The sequence below is a fragment of the Polaribacter sp. KT25b genome, from assembly GCF_900105145.1.
Classification (GTDB): Bacteria; Bacteroidota; Bacteroidia; order Flavobacteriales; family Flavobacteriaceae; genus Polaribacter.
This window is the reverse complement of record NZ_LT629752.1, coordinates 267,424-292,720: the sequence shown is the minus strand read 5'-3', so window position 1 is coordinate 292,720 and position 25,297 is coordinate 267,424. Positions and strand designations below refer to the sequence as shown.

The following is a 25,297-nucleotide window of genomic DNA, read 5'->3' as shown; positions in this document are numbered from 1 at the left end:
TTAATCTACTTTATTATAACTTATAGCTTCTTCTGCTACCATTGCCAAAGGCTCTTCTGTATTCGGAATTTCAAATTCTCTTACATCTATTTTACCTGTAACTGCTTCTGCAATTAAAGCTGTTTTGTATTCCTCTACTAAAGTGATTTCTTTTTCTATGGTAGAGATAGTTTTGTCTAATATGGAAGTTTCTTCTTTAATATAAGAGACTATTTCATTTTGCTCCTTTATGTTTTTAGGAATAGAAACAATTATTTGATTTAACACTCCAGTAGTTAACTGATTTATTGTAGAGGTAAAAAACATTCCTGACTGTGCCTTAAAGCTCGCCGAATTAAAATAATAATGTAAATATTCGAAATAAGGACTACGAACAACTGTCATAAACGCACCAAAAGATTCATTACTTGCTTTTTCATCAATTAGTGCATTTTTTCCAACTAATTTAATACTTCCATTTCTTGAGCAAATTAATATATCACCAACCCTTGTTCTTTTCTTTTCTGGGATTTCAGTAGTAACATAAACGCAATCTTCATAGGCTAATTTCCCTTTTTGAACATTAGAAGAACGCAAAACTAAAGTTCCTTCTCCTTCATCAACCATTTCTGAAGGACTATAAGTTAATCCAATAATTGCATCTCCCAAAAATTTCATCCTTTTCGTTTCCCAATGTTCAGGTATATCACCAAGCCATTCAATACCTGAAGGTTTTAGTTTTACATTCGGATTGATTCCTTTGGTAACTGCTTTGTTTACAATAGCTGCTTTTTGCTCATTAAGTAATACAATTAACTGTTTTTTCTTTTTTATAAAACGGTCTATTTTTTCTGTTTTGAAATCAAGATAATTGACTAATGCTATTTGTTCAGAAATATTGGGTAAAGGTAATCTCATTGATCGCAAATCATCTCTTGAAATCTTCAGTCTCAAAGTATTATATTTCCCTTCACCTCTATCAATAGCTATCAAACCTCTACCAAGACTATATAAAACGCTTTGAACTACTTTACATCTAAATAAATATTCATAAAACCTTGTAGTATAGGCATCACTATTATTTCCATAAAAAGTATAATAAACAGGACTTACACAACCAAAATATTTTGAAACACCAACAGCTCCAACAATCATATTCATACTGTTTAACACCAAATCACCTTTATGAGCTAACTTATATTTACTAACATCATCTTTAAAGCGGTCTAAGTTTGTGGTTTTTTCAGCATATAAAGTAACTCCTTTGTTAATTGAAAGTGAAAGAATTTCTTTAGTCCTTATAGGGTTATTTTTTTCATTCCTTTCTTTTAGAATATTTTTAAATGATTCAATTCTCCATTGCTCAGGAATCTCCCTCAACCAAGCAATACCACTATCTTTATATTTAGAATATCTTTTCATTAGTTCACTATTTCTTTAAGTAAACTTTCTGTTTCATTTTCTAAAGCTAAAATATCTCCTGCAATATCTTTTAATGGTCTCAAAGGTTTATATTGATAAAAGTATTTATTGAAAGCTATTTCATAACCAACCTTCATTTTCTTTTTATCGTACCAAGAATTTTCAGCAAAAGGTAATACTTCTCGAGCAAAATAATCTTCAATATTTTCTTTCATTGGCACATTTTCAGTATCCTTTAAATCCTTGTCTGACTTGAGGATTCCTTTACTGTCTTTTATAAATTCACCCTTTTCGTCCTTTGCTGGCTGATGCGTTGTAATTTGGTAATATCCAAAATCCTCATTATCAAATATTTTAGAATATTCATTTTCTTCAAAATCGAAATAGATATTTTGAATATCTAGAATGTGATTTGGTTTAAGTTCATTACTTTTACTACCCAATGCCTTTCGCATTTTACTAAAAAACTTATCAGAAGAAGCATTAATCAATTGTACTTTCCCTTTACGCTCTTTAGCTTTATTGTTACTCAATATCCAAACATAAGTTGCGATACCTGTATTATAAAACATAGCATTAGGCAACTGAATAATACATTCTAATAAATCATTTTCTAAAATGTATTGTCTTATACCACTTTCTCCACTACCTGCACTACCTGTAAAAATAGCCGAACCATTGTGTACAGAAGCAATTCTACTTCCTCCATCTTTTGGGTCTTTCATTTTAGACAACATATGCAACATAAACATTAATTGTCCGTCATTACTACGAGTGGTTAAACATTTTTTTTCTAATTCACCTTTAAAGTTTTTAATTTCTAGATTAAAACGAGTATCGTTTATTTCTATTTTTTTTGCTGTACCAACGTTTAGTTCTTTTTGGTCTTCTTTCCAACTCGTTCCATAAGGAGGATTGGTTAACATAAAGTTGAACTTTAGATTTGGGTCAAAACCGTATTTACTCAATGTAGAACCAAATTGTATTTTATCAGGATCTTCTCCTTTTAAAAGCATATCAGATTTACAAACCGCATACATTTCGCCTGTATTTTCTTGTCCGTATAAATGAAAACTTGCTTTACTTTTAATTTCACCTTCTGGGTTGGTTGCAAATTTTTTAGATTGCGTAAGCATTGCACCAGAACCTGCACAAGGGTCGTATACCAAAAAAGTTCCTTTTTTAATTTTATCTTTTACAGGTAAATACACCAAGTGTGTCATCAACTCAATAATTTCCCTTGGTGTAAAATGTCGCCCAGCAGCAGCGTTGGTTTTTTCGTTGAACCTTCTAATAAGGTCTTCAAACATATACCCCATTGCCATTGGAGAAATTTTCTCTGGGCTTAACTCTACTTTTGGACTACAGAATTTTTCTAATAAGGAAAAAGTAATCCCTGTTTCTTCAAAAGTTTCTAACTGATTTCTAAATTTAAACTTTTGGATAATATCTTGAACATTTTCTGAAAACCCATTTAAGTAATCTAAAAGATTAGTATCAATACTTTTCGGGTCGTCCAACAACATTTTCATTGTGTATGGAGACGTATTGTAAAACTCCAAACCAGAACCATGATCTTTACTTGTTAAAAGTCCCGAAAGATTGTCCATTTTGCTTTTAAACTCATTGTGCGTTTTTAGGACTTGTTTTTTAGTAGGTTCTAAAGCTAAATCTAAACGCCTTAAAACCGTCATTGGTAAAATAACGTCTTGGTATTGATTTTCTAAATATTTATTAATCAATACATCATCTGCAACTGTCCAGATAAAATTGATAATTGGTTGTAGACTTTGAGTATCTAATGTCATTTTTTATTTTTATAGTACAGCACCACAATACTAATTTCAGTATAAATGGCGAATGTTTTGAGCAATGTTATTTTTTGTAGACTACTAAAGTAAGAAACTTATTAATTTTAGACTTCTTTTTTTTGATTAATTAAAGTTCCTAAAATTAGGAGAAAATTAAAATCTAAAATCCAGTTTTGATTATTATTAGAGATTTTTTTTCAGGGATTCCATAAGGGTTTTCCCTTTGGCAAGTTGTAACTTTAGCGAGAAATAAGTATTTGAAAAATACTGTTTCCGGTAAAGTTGCAAACTTGCTATTCACTTTTGAGCCTACCAAAGTGTTTTTATATTCTGCTAATTTCAAAGCTCAAAAACAACAACGCTAAAACTTTTTTTAAAATTATTCGATAGAAAATTTTAGAATGTGTTTTGACCTTTCTTTAAACTACAACTTCTTGTTTAAGATGTTGTAGTTTTCTTATCAATTATTAAAAACTCGTAATGTTATAGAAATTCTTCTTCCCTTATATTTGTTAAAGTTTGGTACTTCGTGTGTCCATTTTGAGTTTACACTCATTGGTAAAATGATAATATCTCCTTTTGCTAAAAGTAAATCTTTAAAGCCTTTTTTCTTCCAAGGTCTCATTCTAAAAATCCGTTCTTCTCCAAGCGAAATAGTTACAATTACACTATCTTTAATTATATCTTTTTCATCATCTCTATGTGCACCAATATAATGGTTCTGTTCTCCATCATACCAATTTATTAATAAACCATTAAGTCGTTCGTCAATATTACTTTTACACCATTTATGGATTGAATTAAGAAAATCAGGAATAGGTAAAGCATTATTTAGCGAACCAGAATATTCATAGTTCTTACCATAAGCTTGTTGCCATCTTGGAGTTGGAATCATTTTCCCAAACATTCTTACCAAATGAAAATCTTGGGGGTGTAAATTCCAAATTTCATCAAAATCATTTAAAAATACATCAAATTGAATTGGCAACTTCCCTTTCCAGATACTTGCTTCTTCATCTAAAGAAATTTCTTTAAAAATATTGTTATTCAAACTCATAGCTTTGTTAGTTTTTTGTCTAACAAAGTTAATGAGTTTAATTTTTAAATAGGGCTATATCTCAAGCCCTAAAAAATCTGCTAAATCATAAGCAACTTGCTCAAAAGAAAACCAAGCTAAATGATTTTTTAATTGATGTGGTATATGCATTACCTCACCTGTAGACTCTTCAAATTCAGTTTTCAAATCCATTATTTCTTCATAGTGGAAATCAAAGAATTTTTCTGTGTCACGGTAGTAGATTAATGAGCTAATCATTCCACTGGAACAACCATTTTGAAGTAAATCTTCAAAGAAATCTGTAATGTTATGGTAATCAAAAGCTTCTTGAATAACACACGCTTTTACGGTATTTGGGTTTTCAGCTAATACTTTTTGCAATTGTTTTTTTAGTTTTTTCTCAGAAATGTTTCTTGTAGTGCTCATAGTATGATAGATTAAAAAATGAATACACTCCGTACATTTGAAAGTTTTAAAAAAAACAAGGAGGAACTCGCAGAGGCAAATCCTTTTATTTTTTACAAACTGGAAAATAGGTTTGTGTTTTCTTTTTTTAACTAGCTAGGAGTATTTAGAAATCTTTCTTAAAAACGAATACATTGTTCAAAAAATTTGCTCACAAATAACTAAATTTTGTTTTCTAAGGTTGATTCTATACCTATGTTTTCAAGGAAATAAGTTCGTAATCGTTCCCGTAAGGAGCTCCAAACCAAACTATCAGTACATAAAACAGGCTTTAAGCCTTTACTAGAGCGGTTATAATTGAGTTCGATTCTTCTATTTTCCAAGTCAAACAGATGTTTGATTTTTTTTATAATTGAAAAGGCTAAAGACAACTCTATGCTTAGTTTTTCTCCATTTATTAAGAAGTTCGATCCAATTAGATTTAAAATCTTTTTTCTTTGTTCAAATGTGCCAGACTGGAATTTTTCTTGTGCATGAAGAGTGAATTCAAATAGGCTTCTTACTTTATCAAAATCTAGCTCAGTTTGTTTTTTTTGATTCTTTATTCTTTGTTGAATTAATGATAATTCTTCTTCTAATTTTTGATTCATTTTTAGATACAAATCATCTTTTATAATTCCTTTAATTAGCTTTTCTCCTAAAACAGTAATTTCATTTTCTATTTCAGTATTCCGTCTTATAAGTAATTGTATTTTTTTAGCATCTTGATTTTCTTCTTGTTCGCTCACTTCCTTCAACTTAACCAGTACAAAATCAATGATACTTTCAGAAAGAGTTAAACCTTTAAGTATTAATAAAACTTCGCTATCAATTTTGGCTCTTGTAAGTGGTTTTTGAGTGCAATTTTTATCCTTATTCACACACTTTAAATAATGATAAGTTGAAACTCCTTTAAAACGATTAAGTTTAGTTTTCGAATACCCTGTTATGAAAGACTTACATCTAGAACACTTAATAAAACCCGAATAATAGTTCTGATATTTACTTTGACTAATTTTTTGTTCTCTTCCCAATAAAAACTGAATTTTCTCATATTCTTCAACCGTTATCATTGGCTTATGTTTTCCTTTTATCAATTTTCCTTGCCAGTAATATTCCCCACAATAAAAACGCCTTTTTAGAATTAAATACAAACTACTATTAGAAAAAGGTTTATTAGACCTTGCAAGAATCCCCTCTTCTGTCATTTTTTTTCTTAATTCTGGAACAGAATATATCCCTGTAGCAAATGATTTTAAAAATTGTTGAATGGGTTTAAAATACTTGTCATCTACAAAAATTTTCTTCTCACCCTTCAAACCTACTGGGTCATTTACATAACCATAAGGGGCTTTCACTGGCCTATAACCACTTGAAACCTTCTTATTCATACCTTCTTTTACATCTTTAGATAATTCTATCGAAAACTGGGTAGCTTGTCCAAAGTCAACACCCATTATAATCTGATTTTCATTCTCTCTATATTCCCTATCACGAGCAAGAATATGCGTTATTTTTTTACGCATAAAAGCGTATTTAATAACTCCTTCATCAATAGGATTTCTAGCCAAACGAGAAATTTTCCATGTAATTACACCAATTGGTTCTTCGGATTTTTCTATTGCTGCAATCATATCTTTAAACCCTTGTCTATTTAATTTGTGTGCAGAACTGCTGTCTTCAAAAAATTTAGCGATTTTTAACCCTCTTCGTTTAGCTTCTGTTTTACACCATTTATATTGCTTAGGTATAGATTGAATCTGTCTTTTTTTATCCTCAGAAGATTTTCGGATATACGCATAGTATTTCATTGAATGAAGGGAGAAGAAATAGTTTGATTATCATAAAGGTTTTTTTGAAATATTCAAAATTTATAAAAAAAGAACTCAATCATAAATGAACATATGAAAGCATTCATAAAGATTCAAAAGCATTTTTTTTGCTTCTTTTTCGGATATTTCTTGATTGGTTTCTAACTTAATTATTTTTTGAAACTGTTGAATTTCTTCAATAGTCCAAATAGGAGAGATGAAAGTGTTAGGGACAAATAAATTGTTTAATTAATGAAATATAAGTCATGAAGTTGGGGTTAAAAATTATTCTTGAAATTCTCTATTTATAAAATCAACTTTTCTAAGTTGAAAAAGCCTTAACACGTTTCCAGATAGGCAGGTTGAATCTTTAATATATTCAAGTTTTAAAAATTCAGCTAAAGCTTCGGTAACTAATTCCAAGTCAACCAAAGCTCCTTTTCCTATATCAAAATCAGATTTTGAAATTGGCGAAAAAAGCGCCTTCTGAACGAACACAAATTCTCTTTTTGTTTTCATGTTTATTTTTGTTAAAAATGCACAAGAAAAAAAGCCCTTTTTAAGGAACTAAAAAAACGGGGTTAAGAAATAAATAAGAGGGCACAAATCTCTATAGCTAGAAAAACCTAGCATACAGCTACCTGTTTTTTAAAATATTTTGGGTTGTACGTAATTAGTAAATGTTTTAGTTAGATGTTATCGCATAATGCTATTCAATGAATATTTCATCCTATTTTTGAAATTTTTAAGATAATTCTCGTTAAGGTCTATATAAGGAATATCTCCCTCAACTATTTTAAAACTAAATTCCGAAGGGAAATTATCTAATAAATAAGACACCTCCCTTAAGTTATTTTTAATAAACTCTTGCCCTTCAATTAAATTGCTATTAAAAAAACATATTTCTAATAAATATAGAAACCCAATATATGATTTATCAATACTATCATTTCGTAAATACTCACAAACAGAAATCATTGAATTTTCATCTATAATTTTGTTTACATAGCCAATTTTTTCTTCATTATAAAAATTCTTAAATATAGTAGAAATAAAGAGTGTAAAACTAAAAGACTCTATTTTTGTAATTCCGATTCTTTTTAAAACCTCTTTAGAATAAAAAGGAAAAATCACCCTTCCTGTTTTAAACTGTAAAATTAAATCCTCTACTGTTGTATTTTGAATTTGATTTATATTTATAGGACTCTTTCCTGTAATTTTCTTTCCAAAAACAGTTGCAACTATTTCTTTATCCTTATGATAAGATTTAGCTATTCCAAACTCATCAATATTCAAATAAACACTTCTATAAAAATGATATTGAAACTTATACAATGAATACTTATCTCCTTTGCCATATTGCTTTTCTAGTTCTATAAGAAATGGTTTAATTTCTTCTAAAATTTCAAAACTTTTTAGAGACGCAATAAAAACCATTTCAGAAAAATAAGTTTGAATTATGTTTTCAAGATAGACTACTATGTTTGGTTTTAGTTTATACGCTTTTTTAAAAAATTTACGAGCCATTTTTGAATCACCAAACTCATCATTATAAAAAATTCCTAAATCGTTTAATATTTTTGTATCTTCTATGTTTTCTATTTTTAAATCCTCAAGAATCAACCACATATTTTTATAGTCTTCATTCTTTTTATAATACAAAAAAACACAAAAATCATTCAAACAATCGTCTATTTCTCCAATCCTAGAAATTGTACTTTTTATATTATCAAAATCGTTTAAAGCTAAGTAACATTCAAATAAATCATAAAGACATTTTTTTTCTCTATATTTTCTTTTAATTAGTAACCCATAAAGTTCTATTGCTTTTTTATAATTAGATTCTTTCTGTAAAAGAAATGCCATAAAATACAAAGCATAATCAGATTTGTTATTGTCTTTTTCTAAATAACCTTTAAATAAAGTTTTAGATTTATTTAAATCACCTACCTTATAATACAGTAATCCTAAAGTTTCAAAAACATATGACTTATTATCATCATTTAATAAATCAAACTTACTTTGCAATGTAAATTCTAAATAATATATTGCCTTAGTATAATCACTATTCTTGTAATATGCGTGACCTATTAGAGCATAATAATCAATTCTATCCTCGATTTTTTCATTTTCTAATGAAAAAGCTATAGCTTCTTCATACCTATTTAAATCATTGTAACATTTAATTATATGACTTATTTTATTGCTATTATTAATATACTTATCGTTTTTTAAATCGTTTAATGCTAATTCACTTTTATTTTTACCCATTAAAATAATACCAGAAAAATAACTCGATTTAATTGTTTTTTGTAGTTCTACAGTAAAATTAAATACGTTTGAAATTATTTTTTCTTTTAATACTAATCCTATATTTTCAATTTTATTATGATTTAGAGTTGCCGTAAATAATTGATCCAAATAAAAGTATACTCCTTTACTCTTTTTTGAATTATTAATTATTTTTTTATTTGTTAAAGAAAAAATGTATTTTAAATCACTATCGATTTTTATATTTTTTGTATTTACTACCCCCTCGTTATAAAAGTTTTCACCATAACAACAAAATTTTATATTATTGAATGGTATTGATATTGAAAAATATTCATCATCTATTACATCGGGTAAAAACCATTTAAAATGATCATTAAAGTGTTTTAAAAGCATAGGAGCTCTTTCTGTTTGATAACCAGTTTTCAATTGAACAATCAGATAATTTAGCATCTCCAATATAGTGTTTTGAATACGCTTAATTTGAACGAGACTGCTTAAAATTGATGATTCCTTTGCTTTATTACATAAAACTCCTAAAAACAGCCCTATTGTTGCATGCATTGAAATATCTTCATCGTTTCTTAGAATTAATTGAGATAAATAGTCTTCTTTACATTTTGAATAATTTTTTATAAAAGATAAATTCAAGCCAGAAATCAATGCTATTTTTTGGCTTCTTATATTCAAATCTTCTTTCTCTTGAAAATAAAAATTTAATACTTGAAATAAATAATCATCTATTTTTAAAGCGCTCAATAATTTAGAAAATGTGTTTTTGGTTAAAAAAAAGGGTCGTTACCTTTACTTAGATTTTCTTTGAAAGCTACTCTTAATTTTTCTGTTTCATTTAAAAAGCTTTTTTCGTAAATTTTCATATAAATTGAAGCTGTATTTTTTTCTTCTTCATCCTCTTCTTCCATTTGGGCAGCTAAAACATCCCCTATTTTAGGAGGTTTTATTTCAACATCTTCTATATCTAAAAAATCACTTTGTTCTCTTTTATTATAGTTTATTTTCTCTTTACTTTTTAAGCTCTCTTTATAACCGTTTATATCAAACTTCGAAAAAATTAGTTTTATATTAGGACTATCCATATCTAACATAAAGCAATCAGCAATTGTTATATTATTTTGAAAACCACCCCAACCTGCATAACCTAGATAAAAACTAAAGTAATCAAAGGTTTTATTGTCTAAACCTTTAGTACCATTTATTTTGTTAAACCTTTGAAAAGTATCTGAGCTTATTATGCAAGAATCTATAATTAAATCTGTTTTTTTTATCTTTTCCTTTGTCTCTTTGTCAATTAACTCTGCAAATTCAAATACTGCTTTATAATTAATACTCTTAAAACATTTTTTAATATTACTTTCTAATATTTTATATGACTCTTTAATACCTTTTGAACAGTCATAATCATATTCTTCTAGCTTAATTAATAAGTTTGCAGGAGTTACAAAAAAAACATTTTCGTCTTTATTAAAACCTCCTATTTCTTTTGTTTTAGAAATAACTCTTTTTCTTAACTCTTCTATATATACTGCTTTATTTGGCACTATTGACAATTTTAATTTTTTAAATATAATCTAATTAATGGACAAAAAATTAAATTCAAATGGCATTTATCATATTAAACCAAATTTTCATGAACCTTCAGAAGATTCTGTTAATGAATTTTCAGGAATACCAATTCCTACAACTGAGGCTAGTGAATGGCTAAATCCTGAAAAATTACAAATTATACATGAAAAATTAAATCATAAGATTTTAAATAGTAATAATGAATCTTATGAATTACATGGTATTCAAGGATTTATTGACTTCAATACTGACGCTGTTTTTAGGGTTTTGAATCACTCTGTTCATGATATGTTGAGCAGACGTGGTGGGAAAGGAGATGTTGAATTTGATGTGCCTCAAGCATTAAAGGATAATAATTATGAAAAGCTTAAAGACATTAATCATTATATCATCGTTTTTCAAGGAATTTACAACAAAAAACTTATAAGATATCGGAATATGACTTCTGAGGAATTTTTTAAGAAAAATCGTTTGAGTTAAACTCTTTCCCATTTGCTTTTAGTTTGCTTTTCGTCTGCTTTTCATCTGCCCTTTTTTTGTTGATTTTCATCTCTAGCTTTGCTGAAAGCTTTTTAAAGTAAGAAGCTAAAAACTTTTAAATATGCCTATTATGAGAAGTTACAGCAGACATGAACTTACGAGTAAAGAACCAGTTAAAGAGCTCGTTTTAGTTACAATTATTCAAGTAGCCATTTTTCTTGGCTTTGGTATTTTTTGCTTAGTCATCAGTTCTTAAAACTAACAGGAGCGATATTTAACATTTTTCGCTCCTTTAAATTTTTTAATCTCCAAAACCAAATCAAAAAACATAGAATTATGAAACCAACGATAGAACAATTAACAAGTGCTATTCTTTCTAATAAAGAATTTTTTCAAAATATAAAATTACCTGTTCCTCAAAAATACGGGACATTTTATCAATGCCGTAGTTACGCAAAATTTTGTGCGACAAGAATATTTAATGAAAATTTTAAAGACAATAAAAGTGAGGAAGTTCATTAAGAAAATTTTTAAAGGAATCCTGCTTTTTATTTGTCCACCCATTGCAGTCTTTGACAGAGGTTTTTTCTCTATGATTTTTACTGGAATAGTTTGGAGTTTCAATCGAATAGCAGGTTCAATTTTAGCATTATTGATTTTAATTTTTAAAAAGAAAATATAATACAGTTTTTACTCGTTGAGCTGTTCAAAAAAACGAGATGTGAATGTTTAAGCGTGCCAAAAAAATAGAATTATGTCTACAAGACCTACTAAAGGTGGTGAAGCCATTGGAGAAGGAACTCTCCATGTTGGATAAACCAAATTTTTTTAAAAGTTTAGTGAACAATAGTATCTAAATTTTTAACAGCGGGCTGAAATGCCCGCTTATTTTAAAATTTAATAAAAACATCTAAATATGAAATTTTCAGAACAAATTACAAAAGGAACATTACTGACTTATCAAGTTTATAAATATGTAGCTAAAAACGGGTCCATTTTTAAATTCAGTTATCACAAAGTAGGCAACCATTTTGAAATTGATATTCATCAACAACCTAGTTATGAAGATCGTCCTAATAGTTCTCTAATTTGCCATTATTTATCTTCCTCGCGAGATGCAACAAGAAGAATTTGTATAACAGTGGGTAGCGAGCCTACCAATTTACAAAGAGCTAAACAAATAAGTGCTGAATGGGCTGATTTAACTTGTAAGTATATAGCCACAGGAATTACAATTGACAGACAAGTTCAAATGCGAAATTAAGAGTTATGGAAACTAAAAAATTTAAAATAACTCAATCTGCTTTTGATGAAATAAAAGCTACCATAGGTAACAAGCCAGCTGAGTCTGGCGGGTTACTCTTTGGTTCTAGAAAAGATTTTACAGTTACTCGATTTTTGTTTGACAAAAACTCGATTAATACACGAAGCAGTTACACTTTTAATACTGGGTATTTAAATCCTATTATTAAGAAATGGTGGGATGAAGAAGAACTAGAATTACTTGGGTTTATTCATAGTCATCCTTATGGCTTAGGAAGGCTATCACAGCCTGATAAAGATTATTTCGCTTCTCAATTTAAGAATATTGATGTGGAAAAATTTTTAACACCATTGGTATTTTCCGCCAAAGATGGTGGATTCAAGTTTATCCCATTAGCCTATAACAAAAATGGAACGGTAGATACATTAGAGTTAGAAATAGTAACGAACTCTAATGAAATTACAAAAAAGAAAAAAAAGTCTACTCGAAAAAAAAAGAAGATTAATAATTACAAAAGCAAAACAGTAATTAAAATCAACAACACTTTTAAAGTAGAGCCTAAAACAATTCCTTTAAAAATAGATGAGATTAAAAAAGAAACAGAAGAACGAGTACATAAAACTATTCTTGATAGTTTCAATTTCTCTCAGCTTTATCAAGTCATTTTTACTTGTTTTCTAATAATACTTTTAGGTTTTCTAATTGTATTGATACCAGTTTTTTACAAATACATTATTCAGCAACTTTTAAATTAAATATTATGGATTATTCAAGAATAATAGAAGCAGTGGATATAAAATTACTCCAAAGAACTCATATTATAGTTGTAGGAGCAGGTGGTTCTTATTCCCTTGTTTGTTCTTTAGCAAGAACAGGAATAGGTAAAATAACGGTGTTAGATTTTGACACCGTAGAGGCTTCAAACATAGTAAGACAAGGATATAATCAAACCGATATAGGTAATTACAAAGTCAATGCTTTAGGAAAAGCGGTTTCTCAAATAAACCCTGACACTGAATACCTTGGAATTACTAAAAACTTCCATGACATGAATGAAACAGAATTAGATACTATTTTCAAAGAGGCAGATTTAGCACTTTTTTTAACAGATAGTTTTAAGGCTCAATCTTTTGGAAATATTCTCGCTTTAAAATATATGATCCCTGCTATTTGGGCTGGATTTTATGCAAAAAGCAGAACTGCTGAAATTTTCTTTTCAATACCAAAATATACACCATCTTGTTTTAGATGTTGTTGTTCTTATCGGTATTTAGCAAATAAAAAAGAAGAAATTAAAGTTTCTTCAAATTGTAATACCATTTTTCATTCACAACATCTAGACAGCTTTATTGGATTTATTGCTTTGGCAATACTTCATAAAAATCATTTAAAAAGAAAAAATGATTTTGAATTTGCATCATTTTTTCAAGAAATGAAAAATGAAGATGGTAAAATCAACTACAATTTTATCCAATTTAAAGTACACCCTTTAGGTGGGAATAAACTGTTTGATAATGCTTTTAATAATGTCGGAATGAATGCTCAAAACTTTAATTCTTATTGGCAAAGAATTGAAGCTGAAATACCAGATAACGGATATAATACTTGTCCAGATTGCAAAGGTAAATTACAACAAATGATCAAAGAAAAATAAACACCACTTTGAAATTAAAAAATCAACATATTAAGAATAGTGACCTCATTTATAAGGCGAGAAACTTCGCCTTTGAGGCTCACGCTAAAGAAGAGCAGCGCTATGGAGAGCACGCTTATTCTAAGCACCTATCTGATGTGTTCTTACATTTAATTTCTATGGGGTATTCTGAGCCCGAATACCTAGCAACAGCTTTACTTCACGATGTTTTAGAAGATTGTCCTAATGTTACACGTTTAGAAATTAAAAATCTTTTTGGAATAGATGTTTTAAATAATGTAATAGCACTTACAAAACTATCGAATGGAGAACCTAATTATGCTTTATTAAATAAATTTCCAGTTGCAAAAGCTGTTAAAATAGCAGATTCGACCGCTAATTTAGGGCAAGGTCTACTAGAAAAAAACTCAAAATCAGCTAAATACATTAAGCGTTTCCCTACTTATCAACAACAACTTCGCATTGAAGGAGAATACGAAAACCTTTGGAATGCTATGGCAGAACGAATTATTGTATACGAAGCACTCGTTTTAGTTTAAAAAAATTTCTTAACACACATTGTTTGTGTTATAAAAATAAACCAAACATTTTATTCAAATAATTTTTGAACCTTTTTTCTATGATGAATTTTCAGCAATACATATCGCATTTCAGCATAAAACCTACTACTCTAGAAGAATGGAAGGAGGCAAGAAAATCTTATAGAAAGTATTATCAAAAGGAATATTTAAAAACTTACCGAAATAATTCTAAAAGAATAGAGATTTTATTCTCGAATGAAGAGTATGAAACCATTAAAAATATTGCTAAAAAATACGATGAAAAACCGACCACTTTTATAAGAAAGAGCTCTTTAGCCTATATTCAAAGTGAAGCTTTTTTACCTATAAATGAAAATATTGAAGAAGCTAAAATGCTAATTCGTAAAAGCTCTAATAATATAAATCAATTGGTTTTCATGTCTCACAGCCAAAAAAATATTTCAGAAGGAAGATTTTCAGAATTAATTAAACAAGTTAATCAATTAGAAAACATAGTAAACACACTTTATGTAAGCCCTAAAATTAATTTTAAACCTATTCATCTAATACCTAACCTCAATGCTGATTAAAATGCTAAGTAGATCACTTTCACGACCGAATTTACCCCAATTAATCAGATATATTAATGAGGGAAAAACACATTTTGATAATGAAAAAAATTTCATTCTGAGACATAATACGTTAGGAAAAAACACTAAAGAAGTTGCCGAAGATTTTAAACAAAATAATAAGTTTATTAAACAAGGAAAACAGAAACGAATTGGCGTTCAGCATATCATTTTAAGTTTTCATCCGAAGGAAAAACTTTTTTTAAATACTGAAAAACTATTTGGTTTTGCTCAAAAATTCTCAGAATTAATGAATTTTAATTCCGCTATAACTTTTGGAAGAGTTCACTTTGAAAAAGAAAATATTCATCTACATTTTGCGGTTTCCGCTTCTCAATTTGGTAATGGAAAATCTCGAAGAATATCAAAACAAAGACTAAAAGAAATTCAGATTGATATGAATAGATATCAGCAAAAATTCCCTGAATTAAAACACAGCTTGCTATATCTACCTGAATTAGAAAAAAGTAAAAAATCAACATTAACTGGCATACCATTACCTGAAAAAATGAAAGAAACGGATGGCTCTATTCGTGCTAAAAAACGAGGACAAAAAAGTCTATTAGAAAACATTAAAGAGAAACTTATCAGTATTGCCAAAAAATATCCAAAGAAGGAAGATTTTTTAAAATCAATTGAAAAGGAGGAAGATTTTTCTGTTTATACCAGAAATGGTAAACCCACAGGAATCATTACTGAAACAAATAAGAAATTTCGATTTACTAGGCTTTTGATTGATATAGAAAATCTAAAAAAAGAAGTTCGTTTATACGAATTAGAACAATTAAAGAATAGAGACCAAGAACGGTCTATTGAAAAACAGTAATTAATTTTTAATCCCATTTTTATGAGCCAAAGAACGTTTTTTGATTATTTGTTGAACCCAGAGAAAGTTAGCTCTCATGGAAGTGCTGAATTTTGTGGGTTTTGGGAGCAACGCAAATTATTAAAGCCATCTAATTCTGGTGTATATATAGCTAACGACTTACGATTAAATCAAGATAGTTCTTATAAAAATTTAATTTTAATAAGTCCTACAGGTGGTGGGAAATCTACTCGATTCGTGTTAAATCAAGCTTTAAGAAAATGGGGTTCAAATGTTTCACTTATATTTTTTGATCCTTCTGGAGAAATAAGAAAGTTATCAGAAACGTGGCTAATCAAACAAAGATTTGAGCCAATTTATTTAGACCTAACAAACCCTACTAATTCTGCAAAGCATAATCCCCTATTAAAAATAACCAACAAAAGCACGGCAAAAATCATGGCAGAATCTTTAATTGGTGTTGTCTATGAGAACTCTAAAGGCGACCAATTTTGGACGCAATCTTCGATTTCTATATTAACACTGCTCATTTTGGGAGTAGTTCTTAAAATTCCAGTAGAAAATAGAAGCCTTGCCTTTGTAAATAGACTCGTAAACAAAATGGGACATGCCGATGAGGAGATTAATGCTTTGATGGAACTTGCTTTGAACGAGGATGATTTTGATGAGTATTGTTCGTTTATGGCTGGAAGCCAAAAAGTAAAACAGTCAATCATAGCAACGGTTAAAACGGCTCTTTATATCTATAGCGAGGAAACACTGACTACCGTTTGTTCTGAGAGTACTTTTTCTTTTACTGATTTAAGAAACAAAAGAACCGTCTTGTATTTATCTCAAGAGGAGCATAAAATGCCATATTACAAGGGTTTTTGGAATTTATTTTATCGCCAATTATTTGAATCTCTGATGACTGAAAGTACAGGTAACGCCGTTTATTGCTTTATGGATGAATTTGCGAATGTTGGAGCTATTCCAAATTTTGAAACCATCATTACTACTAACCGTAAGAAAAGAATTCATTTAAGCCTGATTTTACAGAGCTTTGAGCAACTTACCTCTGTATATAATAGTAAATCAAAAATAATTTTTGAAAACTGTAATAGCAAACTCTTTTATGGCGGATTGAGTTATGAAAGTTCTCGGATTGTGTCTGATATGCTTGGTGTAAAAACCGAAAGCTATTCTGCAAAAGGGGTTTTCAAACGCAATCAACCTATGAATCGTATTTCTAGAAATTTAATGACTCCTGAAGAAGTGAGAACACAATTAAAAGATGACGAATGCCTTTTCATTCATGGAAGCTATAAACCAATGAAATTAAAAGCAACCGCATTTTTTAAAAATAGAACCCTAAAAAACAGAAGCAAATTATGATTACAATTTTATTATTCCTGCTGTTTATTAGTATATTTTTTCCTCAACCCATTAAAGCATTATTTGACACAAGTGTTTCCATTATTGGAAAAATTTTATCTCCACTTGCTACGGGTTTTGTAAAAATAATAGAGGTTGTTTTAGAGAAGAGTATTCAAATTATCGGAAGCATTTTTAATGGATTACTAAAAATCATAGTCATGGTTTTTGATAGAATTAGATTTTAAAATTATGACAACAAATAATACCAATTCAAATAGATACGAATTTCTTTCAAACATAGAAACCCAATGCTATAAAGCATTGGTTTTTATTACTAAAAACCTTTTGTGGGTATTCATTTCTATATCAGAAATTATTATTACAAAACTGCTTGAAATTTTTCAGGCAATAAAAACAAAACTATAAATAGTAAAATTATGAATTTAGATGTTATTTGCCTTGAAACAGAGGCGTATTACCGTTTGGTACAAGAAATTGTAGAAATGGTTCAAGAAAAAGAAAAAGTAGAAGAGCTATGGTGCAATGGAGAACGAGCGAGAGAAATTCTAAACATTGGAAAGACAAGTTTACAATCGCTTAGAAATAATCAAGAAATAATTTTCAGCCAACCAAGTCGTAAAACAATTTTGTATTTGGTTTCTAGCCTGTACGAGTATTTAGAAAAAAATATCGCGAATTATTAATCAAATGTTTAACAAAAAAAATAAAATTATGACACCAGAACAAGAGAAATCACATATATTACAAGGATTCAATAACGGTTATATGTTGTCTATTTATAATCCAAAAATTTTAGACCGACTATTAACACTCCCGCACATTTCAGCTTATAAGGAGGGGTTAGAAAAAGGCATTGCCACTTATGAAAAGCATAAGTCATTACTTTTAAATTCAAGAGCAAAACTCCAAGAACGTAAAGCAAAATTGGCAAAGATTAAGGCGCAAGAAAAAAGCATCGAAAAAGATGAAAAAGAACGATAAATTATGAGTTGGTTATTTTCAAAAAATAAAGAGTATCAAGACTATTATAACGAAGCGTATCTTTTGGCGGTTTTTTCTCCAAAAGAAAATTTAGACCGATTAAAAAAGAAATATCAGTCCATGAAAAAAAGTGCCTCTAATAACAAAAAAATGAAGGCTCTTATGAGTGGGTTTATGGCAGGACTAGAACAACGTAATCGCTCAAGATTAGAAACTTTAGAAAAAATGAAAAGCAAAGAACAAAAACAAAACGAAAGAGAACTTTAAATTAGATTGTAATAGTTCAAATAAGCGTGTTTAAAAACGCTATTTGTTGTACCTATGTTGTACCTGATAAAATAAAAAAGGCTTCACAGAAATGTGAAGCCTTGTCTTTACTAGTAGCGGGAACTGGACTCGAACCAGTGACCTTCGGGTTATGAGCCCGACGAGCTACCTACTGCTCTATCCCGCGTTGTGATTTCAAAAATAACGACTTAGCTTTTAACTTTCGATTCATAAACTCGATACGTTATTTCCGAGTGCAAATATACAACTTAACAAAACAATTTACCAAACTTTTATCAATTAATTTTTAAATATTTTTTAATCTTCTAAATTCTAATCAACTATAAAATCTATTTATCTTTGCAGCATGACTCACAAAGCTGGTTTTGTAAATATTATAGGAAATCCTAACGTAGGTAAATCAACATTAATGAATGCTTTGGTAGGTGAAAAGCTATCAATCATAACACCTAAAGCGCAAACTACAAGGCATCGCATTCTCGGAATTGTGAATGAAGATGATTTTCAAATTGTTTTTTCAGACACTCCAGGAATCATTCAGCCTGCTTATGAATTGCAATCTTCTATGATGGATTTTGTAAAATCTGCCTTAGATGACGCCGATGTTTTAATTTATATGGTGGAAGTTGGTGAAAAAGAATTAAAAAACGAAGCTTTCTTTAATAAGATTATTCACAGCGAAATTCCTGTTATTTTATTATTAAATAAAATTGATAAATCTACGCAAGATGAGGTTGAAGAAAAGGTAGAATACTGGAAAATAAAAGTACCTAATGCTGATGTTTTTGTGATTTCTGCTTTAGAAAAATTTAATATCACAGCAGTTTTCGAAAAAATTAAAGAATTATTACCAGAAGGACCTCCTTTTTATCCAAAGGATCAATTAACAGATAAACCTGAACGTTTTTTTGTGAATGAGAAAATTAGAGAGAAAATCTTAATGCATTACAAAAAAGAGATTCCCTATTCTGTAGAAGTAGAAACCGAAAGTTTTATTGAAGAAGAAAATATTGTTAGAATTAGATCTATCATTATGGTAGAAAGAGAAACTCAAAAAGGAATTATTATTGGTCATAAAGGTGCTGCATTAAAAAGAGTTGGCGCAGAAGCTAGAAAGGATTTAGAACAATTCTTTGAGAAAAAAGTATTTATTGAATTGTATGTAAAAGTTAATAAAAACTGGAGAAGTGATAAAAATCAATTAAAACGATTTGGATACAATCAAAATTAATTATTTATTACTTTCATCATAAAATCGTGTAACTTTTTCATTTGATTTTTACCTGTATTTTTTCCTATTTTACCTAAAAAATATAATAGAACCCAAATTAAAGGTAAGAAAATTATCATAATTAAAGGAAAGAATACAGATTCGTTTAACGAAATGTTTGTGTAGAGTAACGCGGCAAATCCTAAGAAAGAAACACCTATAACAAAATGAACAAACATAAAAAGTGTCCAGACATGTGGTTTTGGCCCAAATAATCCTTTTAAAAGAGATTTATTTTCTGATGTTTCTAAAATTTCTAAATGCAATTGTGGCGACCAAAAGTGTTCATCTTTTTTTGAAACAGAAATAAAAATATGCCCATCAACTATATTTCCTAAAAAAACACAGTCTTCTTTTTTAAATTCATTAATAAAATCTTGTAGTATTTTATCACGATTTTCATCTAAATCAATTGTAAATCTTGGTCTTAAAAAAACCTCACTATTTCTTGTCTCAATTAACATATTCAATTTTTCATCCATAAAAACCTATTTTATAACTGTTTAAATTTACGATAATTTTTCATTTAGTAAATTGTATCTTTGCAAAAAATTTCAAATCAAATGAATAGTATTGTTGCCATTGTAGGAAGACCAAATGTAGGGAAGTCAACACTTTTTAATAGATTGGTTCAAAGAAGAGAAGCAATTGTAGACTCTGTTAGCGGAGTTACAAGAGACAGACATTATGGAAAATCTGACTGGAATGGAAAAGAATTTTCTGTTATAGATACTGGTGGATATGCTATTGGTTCTGATGATATTTTTGAAGAAGAAATTAGAAAACAAGTTAAGCTTGCTCTTGATGAAGCAGATTTAATTGTTTTTGTTGTAAATGTAGAAGATGGTATTACACCTATGGATGCTGAAGTTGCAAAGCTTTTACGCAAGGTTAAAAAACCAATTTTTACAGTGGTAAATAAAGTTGATAACGCCATGCGTGAACCAGATGCTGTAGAATTTTACAATCTAGGTTTAGGCGATTACTTTACAATTGCATCTATTAACGGAAGCGGAACTGGAGATTTATTAGATGCTTTAGCAGCAGAAATGCCAGAACCAGAACCTATTGATTTAGATGCAGAAGAACTACCTAGATTTGCTGTAGTTGGTAGACCAAATGCAGGAAAATCGTCTTTTATTAATGCTTTAATTGGCGAAGACAGAAATATTGTAACAAATATTGCTGGTACAACCAGAGATTCTATTGACACAAAATATAACCGTTTTGGATTTGATTTTAATTTAGTTGATACTGCAGGAATCCGTAAAAAATCGAGAGTAAAAGAAGATTTAGAATTTTATTCTGTAATGCGTGCTGTTAGAAGCATCGAATATTCTGATGTTATTATTTTAGTAGTTGATGCAACTCGTGGTTTTGAAGGTCAAGATCAAAATATTTTTTGGCTAGCAGAAAAAAACAGAAAAGGAATTGTTATCTTAATAAATAAATGGGATTTAGTTGAAAAAGAAACTAACACAATGCGAGATTTTGAAGCAATGGTTAGAAAACAAATAGAACCTTTTACAGATGTACCAATTATTTTTACATCTGCACTTACTAAACAAAGAATATTTAAAGCTATAGAAACTGCTGTTGAAGTTTTTCAAAATAGAAAAATAAAAATACCTACTAGCAAACTTAACGACACCATGTTAGAGATTGTAAAAATGTATCCACCACCAGCAACTAAAGGTAAATTTGTAAAAATTAAATATTGTATGCAATTACCTACATTAACACCTCAATTTGCTTTTTTCTGTAACTTACCACAATATGTTAGAGACCCATACAGACGATTTATAGAAAATAAATTACGTGAAATCTATAACTTTTCTGGTGTGCCAATTACTATTTATTTTAGACAAAAATAGAATTCTTTTTGAAAGGAATTTGATGTAATTACGTCTAAAAAAATTAGTTTATATAAATTTGCATCAACAATTAATGAGCATGAAAATCGTATTACCAAATTCAGTTTCAGAAAAAGAGTTACCGTTACAGCTAAATATTTCTTTTCAGAAAATTTTTGTGCTGTTTGAAAAATATGCAAATAAAGAATTTTCTAACCATCCGTATCACGCATCAGCAAGAGAAATGGTGAATATTTTTAAAAATAATCCCGAACTAATTGAGGGGTTTTCTGATGAATCTTTATTAGAAAAACATAAAGAACAAATAAATTTATTACTAGAACCGCTTTTTCCAGAACCTTTATTATTAAACGAAATAAAAGCTGCAAGCGTTCCTTTTTCTTTTACTTCTTTTAAGTTTACAGAACGTTTTAAAAATATTTTAAAAAATGCTGGCGAAAACTACGAATTAAATGTTCGTAATTTTGAAAATGACGACATGTACATTATGGCTTGTACATTTATTTTAAGCTTTTTGTATGACTTTAATGTTGATTTAAAAAGACCGTTTTACTTTAATATTCCAGATAATACAACTGGAACAATGAAATATTACAGAGCTACTTTTAATGCTGATTTTTCTGATATAAAAGCAACCGAGAATGCTCCAACAATAACAGATAAAGATTTTAAAGAACTCTTAAACAACTTTGATAATATAGAATTATGGAAAGAAAAATTTCCACCAAATAGCTATATTTTTAAAGGTTTTGGATTAATTAACCTATTTGATGTTACTGCAGAAGAAGTGTTATCATCTATAAAAGCAAATTTATTGGCAGGTGACACACAATTATTACCAAAATTACAGAATAACTTAAGAGACTTTTACAGTATTAAAGATTTAAAATTAGGTTATTCTATTTTTGACAATATCAATACAAAAATTTGTGAAACTGTTGTAAAAAAATCAAACAGTATTATTTTAAATAACCTCTCAGAAATTAAATGTGATTCTAATTATTTTTGCTCTGGAATTCTTCAAAAAGTGTTTAAAGATCATGAAACTTTTATAATTTCTGATGTTGAAAAGTATGGCTTATCTACCAATAAAAATCCATTTTATCAAAATTTAAAATTACTTGGTATAAAAAGCATCATTTTAATACCAATTAAAGCAACTAATAATGGCGATTTAGCTTTATTAGAAATTGCATCGCCAAGAGCATACGACTTAAACTCTGTAAATATTAATAAATTAAAAGACATTATCCCTGTTTTTGAAGCAGCTGTAAAAAGAACTGCAGAAGAACGTCAAAATATTTTAGAGGCTACAATTCAAGAAAACTACACTTCTATACATAGTTCTGTAAAATGGCGTTTTTATCAAGCTGCAGAGCAATATCATGTAGATTCTCAAACGAATGAAAATGCAAAATTAGACGAAATTATTTTTAATGATGTGTATCCTTTATTTGGTCAAAGCGACATTAAAGGTTCATCCGAAGCAAGGAATAATGCTATTAAAGAAGATTTAATAACACAACTCTCTTTAGCCATTAACGTACTTAAAGACGCTTGTAAATCTGAAGATTTACCTATTTACGATGAACTAATGTTTAGAGTTGCTGCATATTTATCCGAAGTAAAAAAAGGATTAAATGCTGGTGATGAAATATTAATTTTAGATTTTTTAAAACGAGAAATATATCCTATTTTTAATCATATTAAAACAATAAATATTAAACTTTCTGAGCAAGTGGATATTTATATGAAACGAATAGACAGTGAGTTAGGTGTTGTTTATGAAAAACGAAAAGAATATGAGAATAGCGTAAACCTTTTAAATGATAAACTTGCTAAATTTATAGATAAAAAACAAATTCAAGCCCAAGAAATGTATCCTCATTATTTTGAAAGATACAAAACAGATGGTGTAGAATACAACATGTATATTGGTCAATCGATCACTAAAGAAGATTCTTTTGATGATATTTATTTGTACAATTTACGTTTGTGGCAACTACAAACTATGTGCGAGATGGAAAACGTGGCTTTTGCTGAACGCAAAAACATGATTGCAGATTTACAAGTTGCTTCTTTAATTCTTGTTCACAGTAATTCTATGGCAATTAAATTTAGAATGGATGAAAAACAATTTGATGTTGATGGCGCTTATAATATAAGATACGAAATTATTAAGAAAAGAATTGACAAAGCAAATATAAAAGGTACTAATGAACGTTTAACTGTGCCTGGTAAAATTGCCATTGTTTATTCTCAAGAAAAAGATGCTCTAGAATATTTAAAATACATTTCTTACTTACAATCTAAAAATCAATTAGGTAAAGTTGAAAGCCTTGTTTTAGAAGATTTACAAGGTGTTGCAGGTTTAAAAGCATTAAGAGTAGAAGTTATTTATCATAAAGATTTTAATGCAAAAAACACCATTACTTTTAATGATTTAATAAAAGAAATTGAGAATTAATTTTATAAAGAAACTCCAGAATCTTGTAATTTAAATGCTACAGCAAATGCAAGTACACTTACTATAATACCAATCATAAAAACGGTATATGTAATTCTTAATATTTTATATTTTCTATTTAAAACCAATCCTAAAAAGTACAAATCTTTAGTTAAAGAACTATACAAATAATCTCTGTCTTGCATCATTTCTGTAATTCCCCACTCAAATTCATTTAATTTCATTTGATGAAAATTACCAAAGAACAAAAGGTTTACTTTTTTATTAGCAACATCTTCTTTTGTAAATTTACCACCTGTAATATTTGGTCTTGTTGCTAAAATTGATAAAACAATAGAAGCCACAGTAAAAACTATAAAAGTTACTGCTGGTAAAATTAAATAATGATTAGATGGGTTATCTAATTTTGGTAATAATGTAGACAACGCTAAAGAAATAATAATAGCATTTACAGAAAGTAAAATATTTGCTTTTGTATCTGCAATATTACTTAATGTCATATGGTTTTTTAAAGCAACTCTAAACATGGTTTCAACTCCTCTTTCTGGAACCTCGCTTTTATTTTTTTTAATTTCTAATGCTTCTTTTTTCTGATTAAACTTGTTATTTTCTTGCTTTACCTTTTTTTGATTTTTTAAAAGTGTAGCTATATTTTTACTTTTAGTTTTAGACCAATTTTTTAATGCATAATCTGTGTAAAAACGATGATCTTGGGTTAAAAATTGAAGATTTGTATTTGCCCACTCTACATCTGTATACATCTTATTTTCTGCAATTTCCCACTCTTTTCTTAATAATGCTGTTTTATTATCAAAATTTTTGCTTCCTAAATGCGCACAATCTGCATCGATAATTATTTTTTCTAAATCATTTGTAGGCTCAAAACCCATTTTTGTTGCTAAAATGATATTAGAGATGGCTTCTATTCTAGTTTCATCAACATTATTTTTAGTTAAAAAACGCTTAAGAATACGCACACTTTCATCTTCATGATTTTCCACTCCTTTTATGAAACCAGTATCATGAAACCATGCAGCTAAAAGTAAATTTTCATAAGAAATTTCATCAACTTTTAAATTTTTAGCTAGTTTACTTGCTTTTTCTACAACATTTTGTGTGTGAACTAAATTATGATATACATAAATAGTAGGTAATTTTTTATTTAATAAATCGAAAACGTATTTTTCTGCATCAACTAATAATGTACTCATCTTAACTCTATTTTAAACAAAAATAAGCAATTTAAACTTGCTTTTCTATCTTGCAAATTTGTCGTAAAATTTTTAA

Annotated in this window: 26 protein-coding genes and 1 tRNA gene; 16 read left to right on the top strand and 11 right to left on the bottom strand. The window is 28.6% G+C overall.

The window, feature by feature from the left end; genetic code table 11:
• The 8 genes from BLT70_RS01155 to BLT70_RS01120 form a co-directional block, all read right to left on the bottom strand.
• Window positions 1-1,401 carry a restriction endonuclease subunit S gene (locus BLT70_RS01155; RefSeq protein WP_091890401.1) on the bottom strand — a complete coding sequence of 467 codons (1,401 nt, stop codon included), beginning with the start codon at window positions 1,399-1,401 and terminating at the stop codon, window positions 1-3.
• Window positions 1,401-3,209 carry a class I SAM-dependent DNA methyltransferase gene (locus BLT70_RS01150; protein ID WP_091890398.1) on the bottom strand — a complete coding sequence of 603 codons (1,809 nt, stop codon included), beginning with the start codon at window positions 3,207-3,209 and terminating at the stop codon, window positions 1,401-1,403. Before BLT70_RS01150 ends, BLT70_RS01155 begins: the two co-directional genes overlap by 1 nt.
• 463 nt (window positions 3,210-3,672) lie before the next feature.
• Window positions 3,673-4,269, bottom strand: coding sequence for an alpha-ketoglutarate-dependent dioxygenase AlkB (locus BLT70_RS01145; protein ID WP_197678378.1), 597 nt, complete (start codon window positions 4,267-4,269; stop codon window positions 3,673-3,675).
• Between the two features lie 54 nt (window positions 4,270-4,323).
• The gene (locus BLT70_RS01140) at window positions 4,324-4,695 is read right to left on the bottom strand and encodes a hypothetical protein (RefSeq protein ID WP_091890395.1); all 372 of its coding nucleotides are present in this window, start codon (window positions 4,693-4,695) and stop codon (window positions 4,324-4,326) included.
• Between the two features lie 200 nt (window positions 4,696-4,895).
• A complete protein-coding gene (locus tag BLT70_RS01135) occupies window positions 4,896-6,524 on the bottom strand; it encodes a recombinase family protein (protein WP_091890392.1) in 1,629 nt (542 codons plus the stop codon).
• 285 nt (window positions 6,525-6,809) lie between these two features.
• Window positions 6,810-7,043: a hypothetical protein gene (locus tag BLT70_RS01130; protein WP_091890388.1), complete on the bottom strand. Its 234-nt coding sequence runs from the start codon at window positions 7,041-7,043 to the stop codon at window positions 6,810-6,812.
• Window positions 7,044-7,220: 177 nt separating this feature from the next.
• Window positions 7,221-9,554 carry a lipopolysaccharide assembly protein LapB gene (locus BLT70_RS01125; RefSeq protein ID WP_091890385.1) on the bottom strand — a complete coding sequence of 778 codons (2,334 nt, stop codon included), beginning with the start codon at window positions 9,552-9,554 and terminating at the stop codon, window positions 7,221-7,223.
• 23 nt (window positions 9,555-9,577) lie between these two features.
• Window positions 9,578-10,354, bottom strand: coding sequence for a hypothetical protein (locus BLT70_RS01120; protein ID WP_157691814.1), 777 nt, complete (start codon window positions 10,352-10,354; stop codon window positions 9,578-9,580).
• Between the two features lie 37 nt (window positions 10,355-10,391).
• On the opposite strand from BLT70_RS01120, the gene BLT70_RS01115 reads away from it, so the two are divergent.
• The 13 genes from BLT70_RS01115 (at window position 10,392) to BLT70_RS01050 (ending at window position 18,378) form a co-directional block, all read left to right on the top strand.
• Window positions 10,392-10,859, top strand: coding sequence for a hypothetical protein (locus BLT70_RS01115; RefSeq protein ID WP_091890379.1), 468 nt, complete (start codon window positions 10,392-10,394; stop codon window positions 10,857-10,859).
• A 336-nt stretch (window positions 10,860-11,195) separates the two neighbouring features.
• Window positions 11,196-11,381 (top strand): hypothetical protein, encoded by a 186-nt coding sequence (locus BLT70_RS01110; RefSeq protein WP_091890376.1) that lies wholly within the window; start codon window positions 11,196-11,198, stop codon window positions 11,379-11,381.
• 394 nt (window positions 11,382-11,775) lie between these two features.
• A complete protein-coding gene (locus tag BLT70_RS01105) occupies window positions 11,776-12,123 on the top strand; it encodes a hypothetical protein (protein ID WP_091890372.1) in 348 nt (115 codons plus the stop codon).
• A 5-nt stretch (window positions 12,124-12,128) separates the two neighbouring features.
• Window positions 12,129-12,878, top strand: a complete 750-nt coding sequence (locus BLT70_RS01100) for a Mov34/MPN/PAD-1 family protein (RefSeq protein WP_091890368.1) — start codon at window positions 12,129-12,131, stop codon at window positions 12,876-12,878.
• 5 nt (window positions 12,879-12,883) lie between these two features.
• Entirely contained in the window at window positions 12,884-13,777 is an 894-nt protein-coding gene (locus BLT70_RS01095; protein WP_157691813.1) for a ThiF family adenylyltransferase, read from the top strand.
• Between the two features lie 8 nt (window positions 13,778-13,785).
• Window positions 13,786-14,316 (top strand): HD domain-containing protein, encoded by a 531-nt coding sequence (locus BLT70_RS01090; RefSeq protein WP_157691812.1) that lies wholly within the window; start codon window positions 13,786-13,788, stop codon window positions 14,314-14,316.
• Between the two features lie 80 nt (window positions 14,317-14,396).
• Window positions 14,397-14,888, top strand: coding sequence for a hypothetical protein (locus tag BLT70_RS01085; protein WP_091890359.1), 492 nt, complete (start codon window positions 14,397-14,399; stop codon window positions 14,886-14,888).
• Window positions 14,878-15,753, top strand: coding sequence for a relaxase/mobilization nuclease domain-containing protein (locus BLT70_RS01080; protein ID WP_091890356.1), 876 nt, complete (start codon window positions 14,878-14,880; stop codon window positions 15,751-15,753). The genes BLT70_RS01085 and BLT70_RS01080 overlap by 11 nt, the downstream gene beginning before the upstream one ends.
• 21 nt (window positions 15,754-15,774) lie before the next feature.
• The gene (locus BLT70_RS01075) at window positions 15,775-17,127 is read left to right on the top strand and encodes a type IV secretory system conjugative DNA transfer family protein (RefSeq protein WP_091890353.1); all 1,353 of its coding nucleotides are present in this window, start codon (window positions 15,775-15,777) and stop codon (window positions 17,125-17,127) included.
• Window positions 17,124-17,354 (top strand): hypothetical protein, encoded by a 231-nt coding sequence (locus tag BLT70_RS01070; protein WP_091890350.1) that lies wholly within the window; start codon window positions 17,124-17,126, stop codon window positions 17,352-17,354. Before BLT70_RS01075 ends, BLT70_RS01070 begins: the two co-directional genes overlap by 4 nt.
• 192 nt (window positions 17,355-17,546) lie before the next feature.
• Entirely contained in the window at window positions 17,547-17,813 is a 267-nt protein-coding gene (locus tag BLT70_RS01060; RefSeq protein WP_091890344.1) for a hypothetical protein, read from the top strand.
• Between the two features lie 28 nt (window positions 17,814-17,841).
• The gene (locus BLT70_RS01055; RefSeq protein WP_157691811.1) at window positions 17,842-18,111 is read left to right on the top strand and encodes a hypothetical protein; all 270 of its coding nucleotides are present in this window, start codon (window positions 17,842-17,844) and stop codon (window positions 18,109-18,111) included.
• A 3-nt stretch (window positions 18,112-18,114) separates the two neighbouring features.
• Entirely contained in the window at window positions 18,115-18,378 is a 264-nt protein-coding gene (locus tag BLT70_RS01050) for a hypothetical protein (RefSeq protein ID WP_091890338.1), read from the top strand.
• A gap of 114 nt (window positions 18,379-18,492) precedes the next feature.
• Here BLT70_RS01050 and BLT70_RS01045 read toward each other — a convergent pair.
• A tRNA-Met gene (locus BLT70_RS01045) sits at window positions 18,493-18,565 on the bottom strand.
• A 180-nt stretch (window positions 18,566-18,745) separates the two neighbouring features.
• Between BLT70_RS01045 and era the strand changes: the two genes are divergently transcribed.
• Complete coding sequence (gene era, locus BLT70_RS01040) at window positions 18,746-19,630, top strand: GTPase Era (RefSeq protein ID WP_091890335.1); 885 nt, start codon at window positions 18,746-18,748, stop codon at window positions 19,628-19,630.
• Here the strand turns inward: era and BLT70_RS01035 are convergent.
• Window positions 19,627-20,151 (bottom strand): hypothetical protein, encoded by a 525-nt coding sequence (locus BLT70_RS01035; RefSeq protein ID WP_091890332.1) that lies wholly within the window; start codon window positions 20,149-20,151, stop codon window positions 19,627-19,629. The genes era and BLT70_RS01035 overlap by 4 nt on opposite strands.
• An 81-nt stretch (window positions 20,152-20,232) precedes the next feature.
• Between BLT70_RS01035 and der the strand changes: the two genes are divergently transcribed.
• Both der and BLT70_RS01025 read left to right on the top strand, forming a co-directional pair.
• Complete coding sequence (gene der, locus BLT70_RS01030) at window positions 20,233-21,543, top strand: ribosome biogenesis GTPase Der (protein ID WP_091890329.1); 1,311 nt, start codon at window positions 20,233-20,235, stop codon at window positions 21,541-21,543.
• A 79-nt stretch (window positions 21,544-21,622) separates the two neighbouring features.
• Complete coding sequence (locus tag BLT70_RS01025; protein WP_091890326.1) at window positions 21,623-24,010, top strand: GAF domain-containing protein; 2,388 nt, start codon at window positions 21,623-21,625, stop codon at window positions 24,008-24,010.
• Between the two features lie 2 nt (window positions 24,011-24,012).
• On the opposite strand, the gene BLT70_RS01020 is transcribed toward BLT70_RS01025, so the two are convergent.
• Window positions 24,013-25,221, bottom strand: a complete 1,209-nt coding sequence (locus BLT70_RS01020) for a Pycsar system effector family protein (protein WP_091890325.1) — start codon at window positions 25,219-25,221, stop codon at window positions 24,013-24,015.
• Window positions 25,222-25,297: the final 76 nt, after the last annotated feature.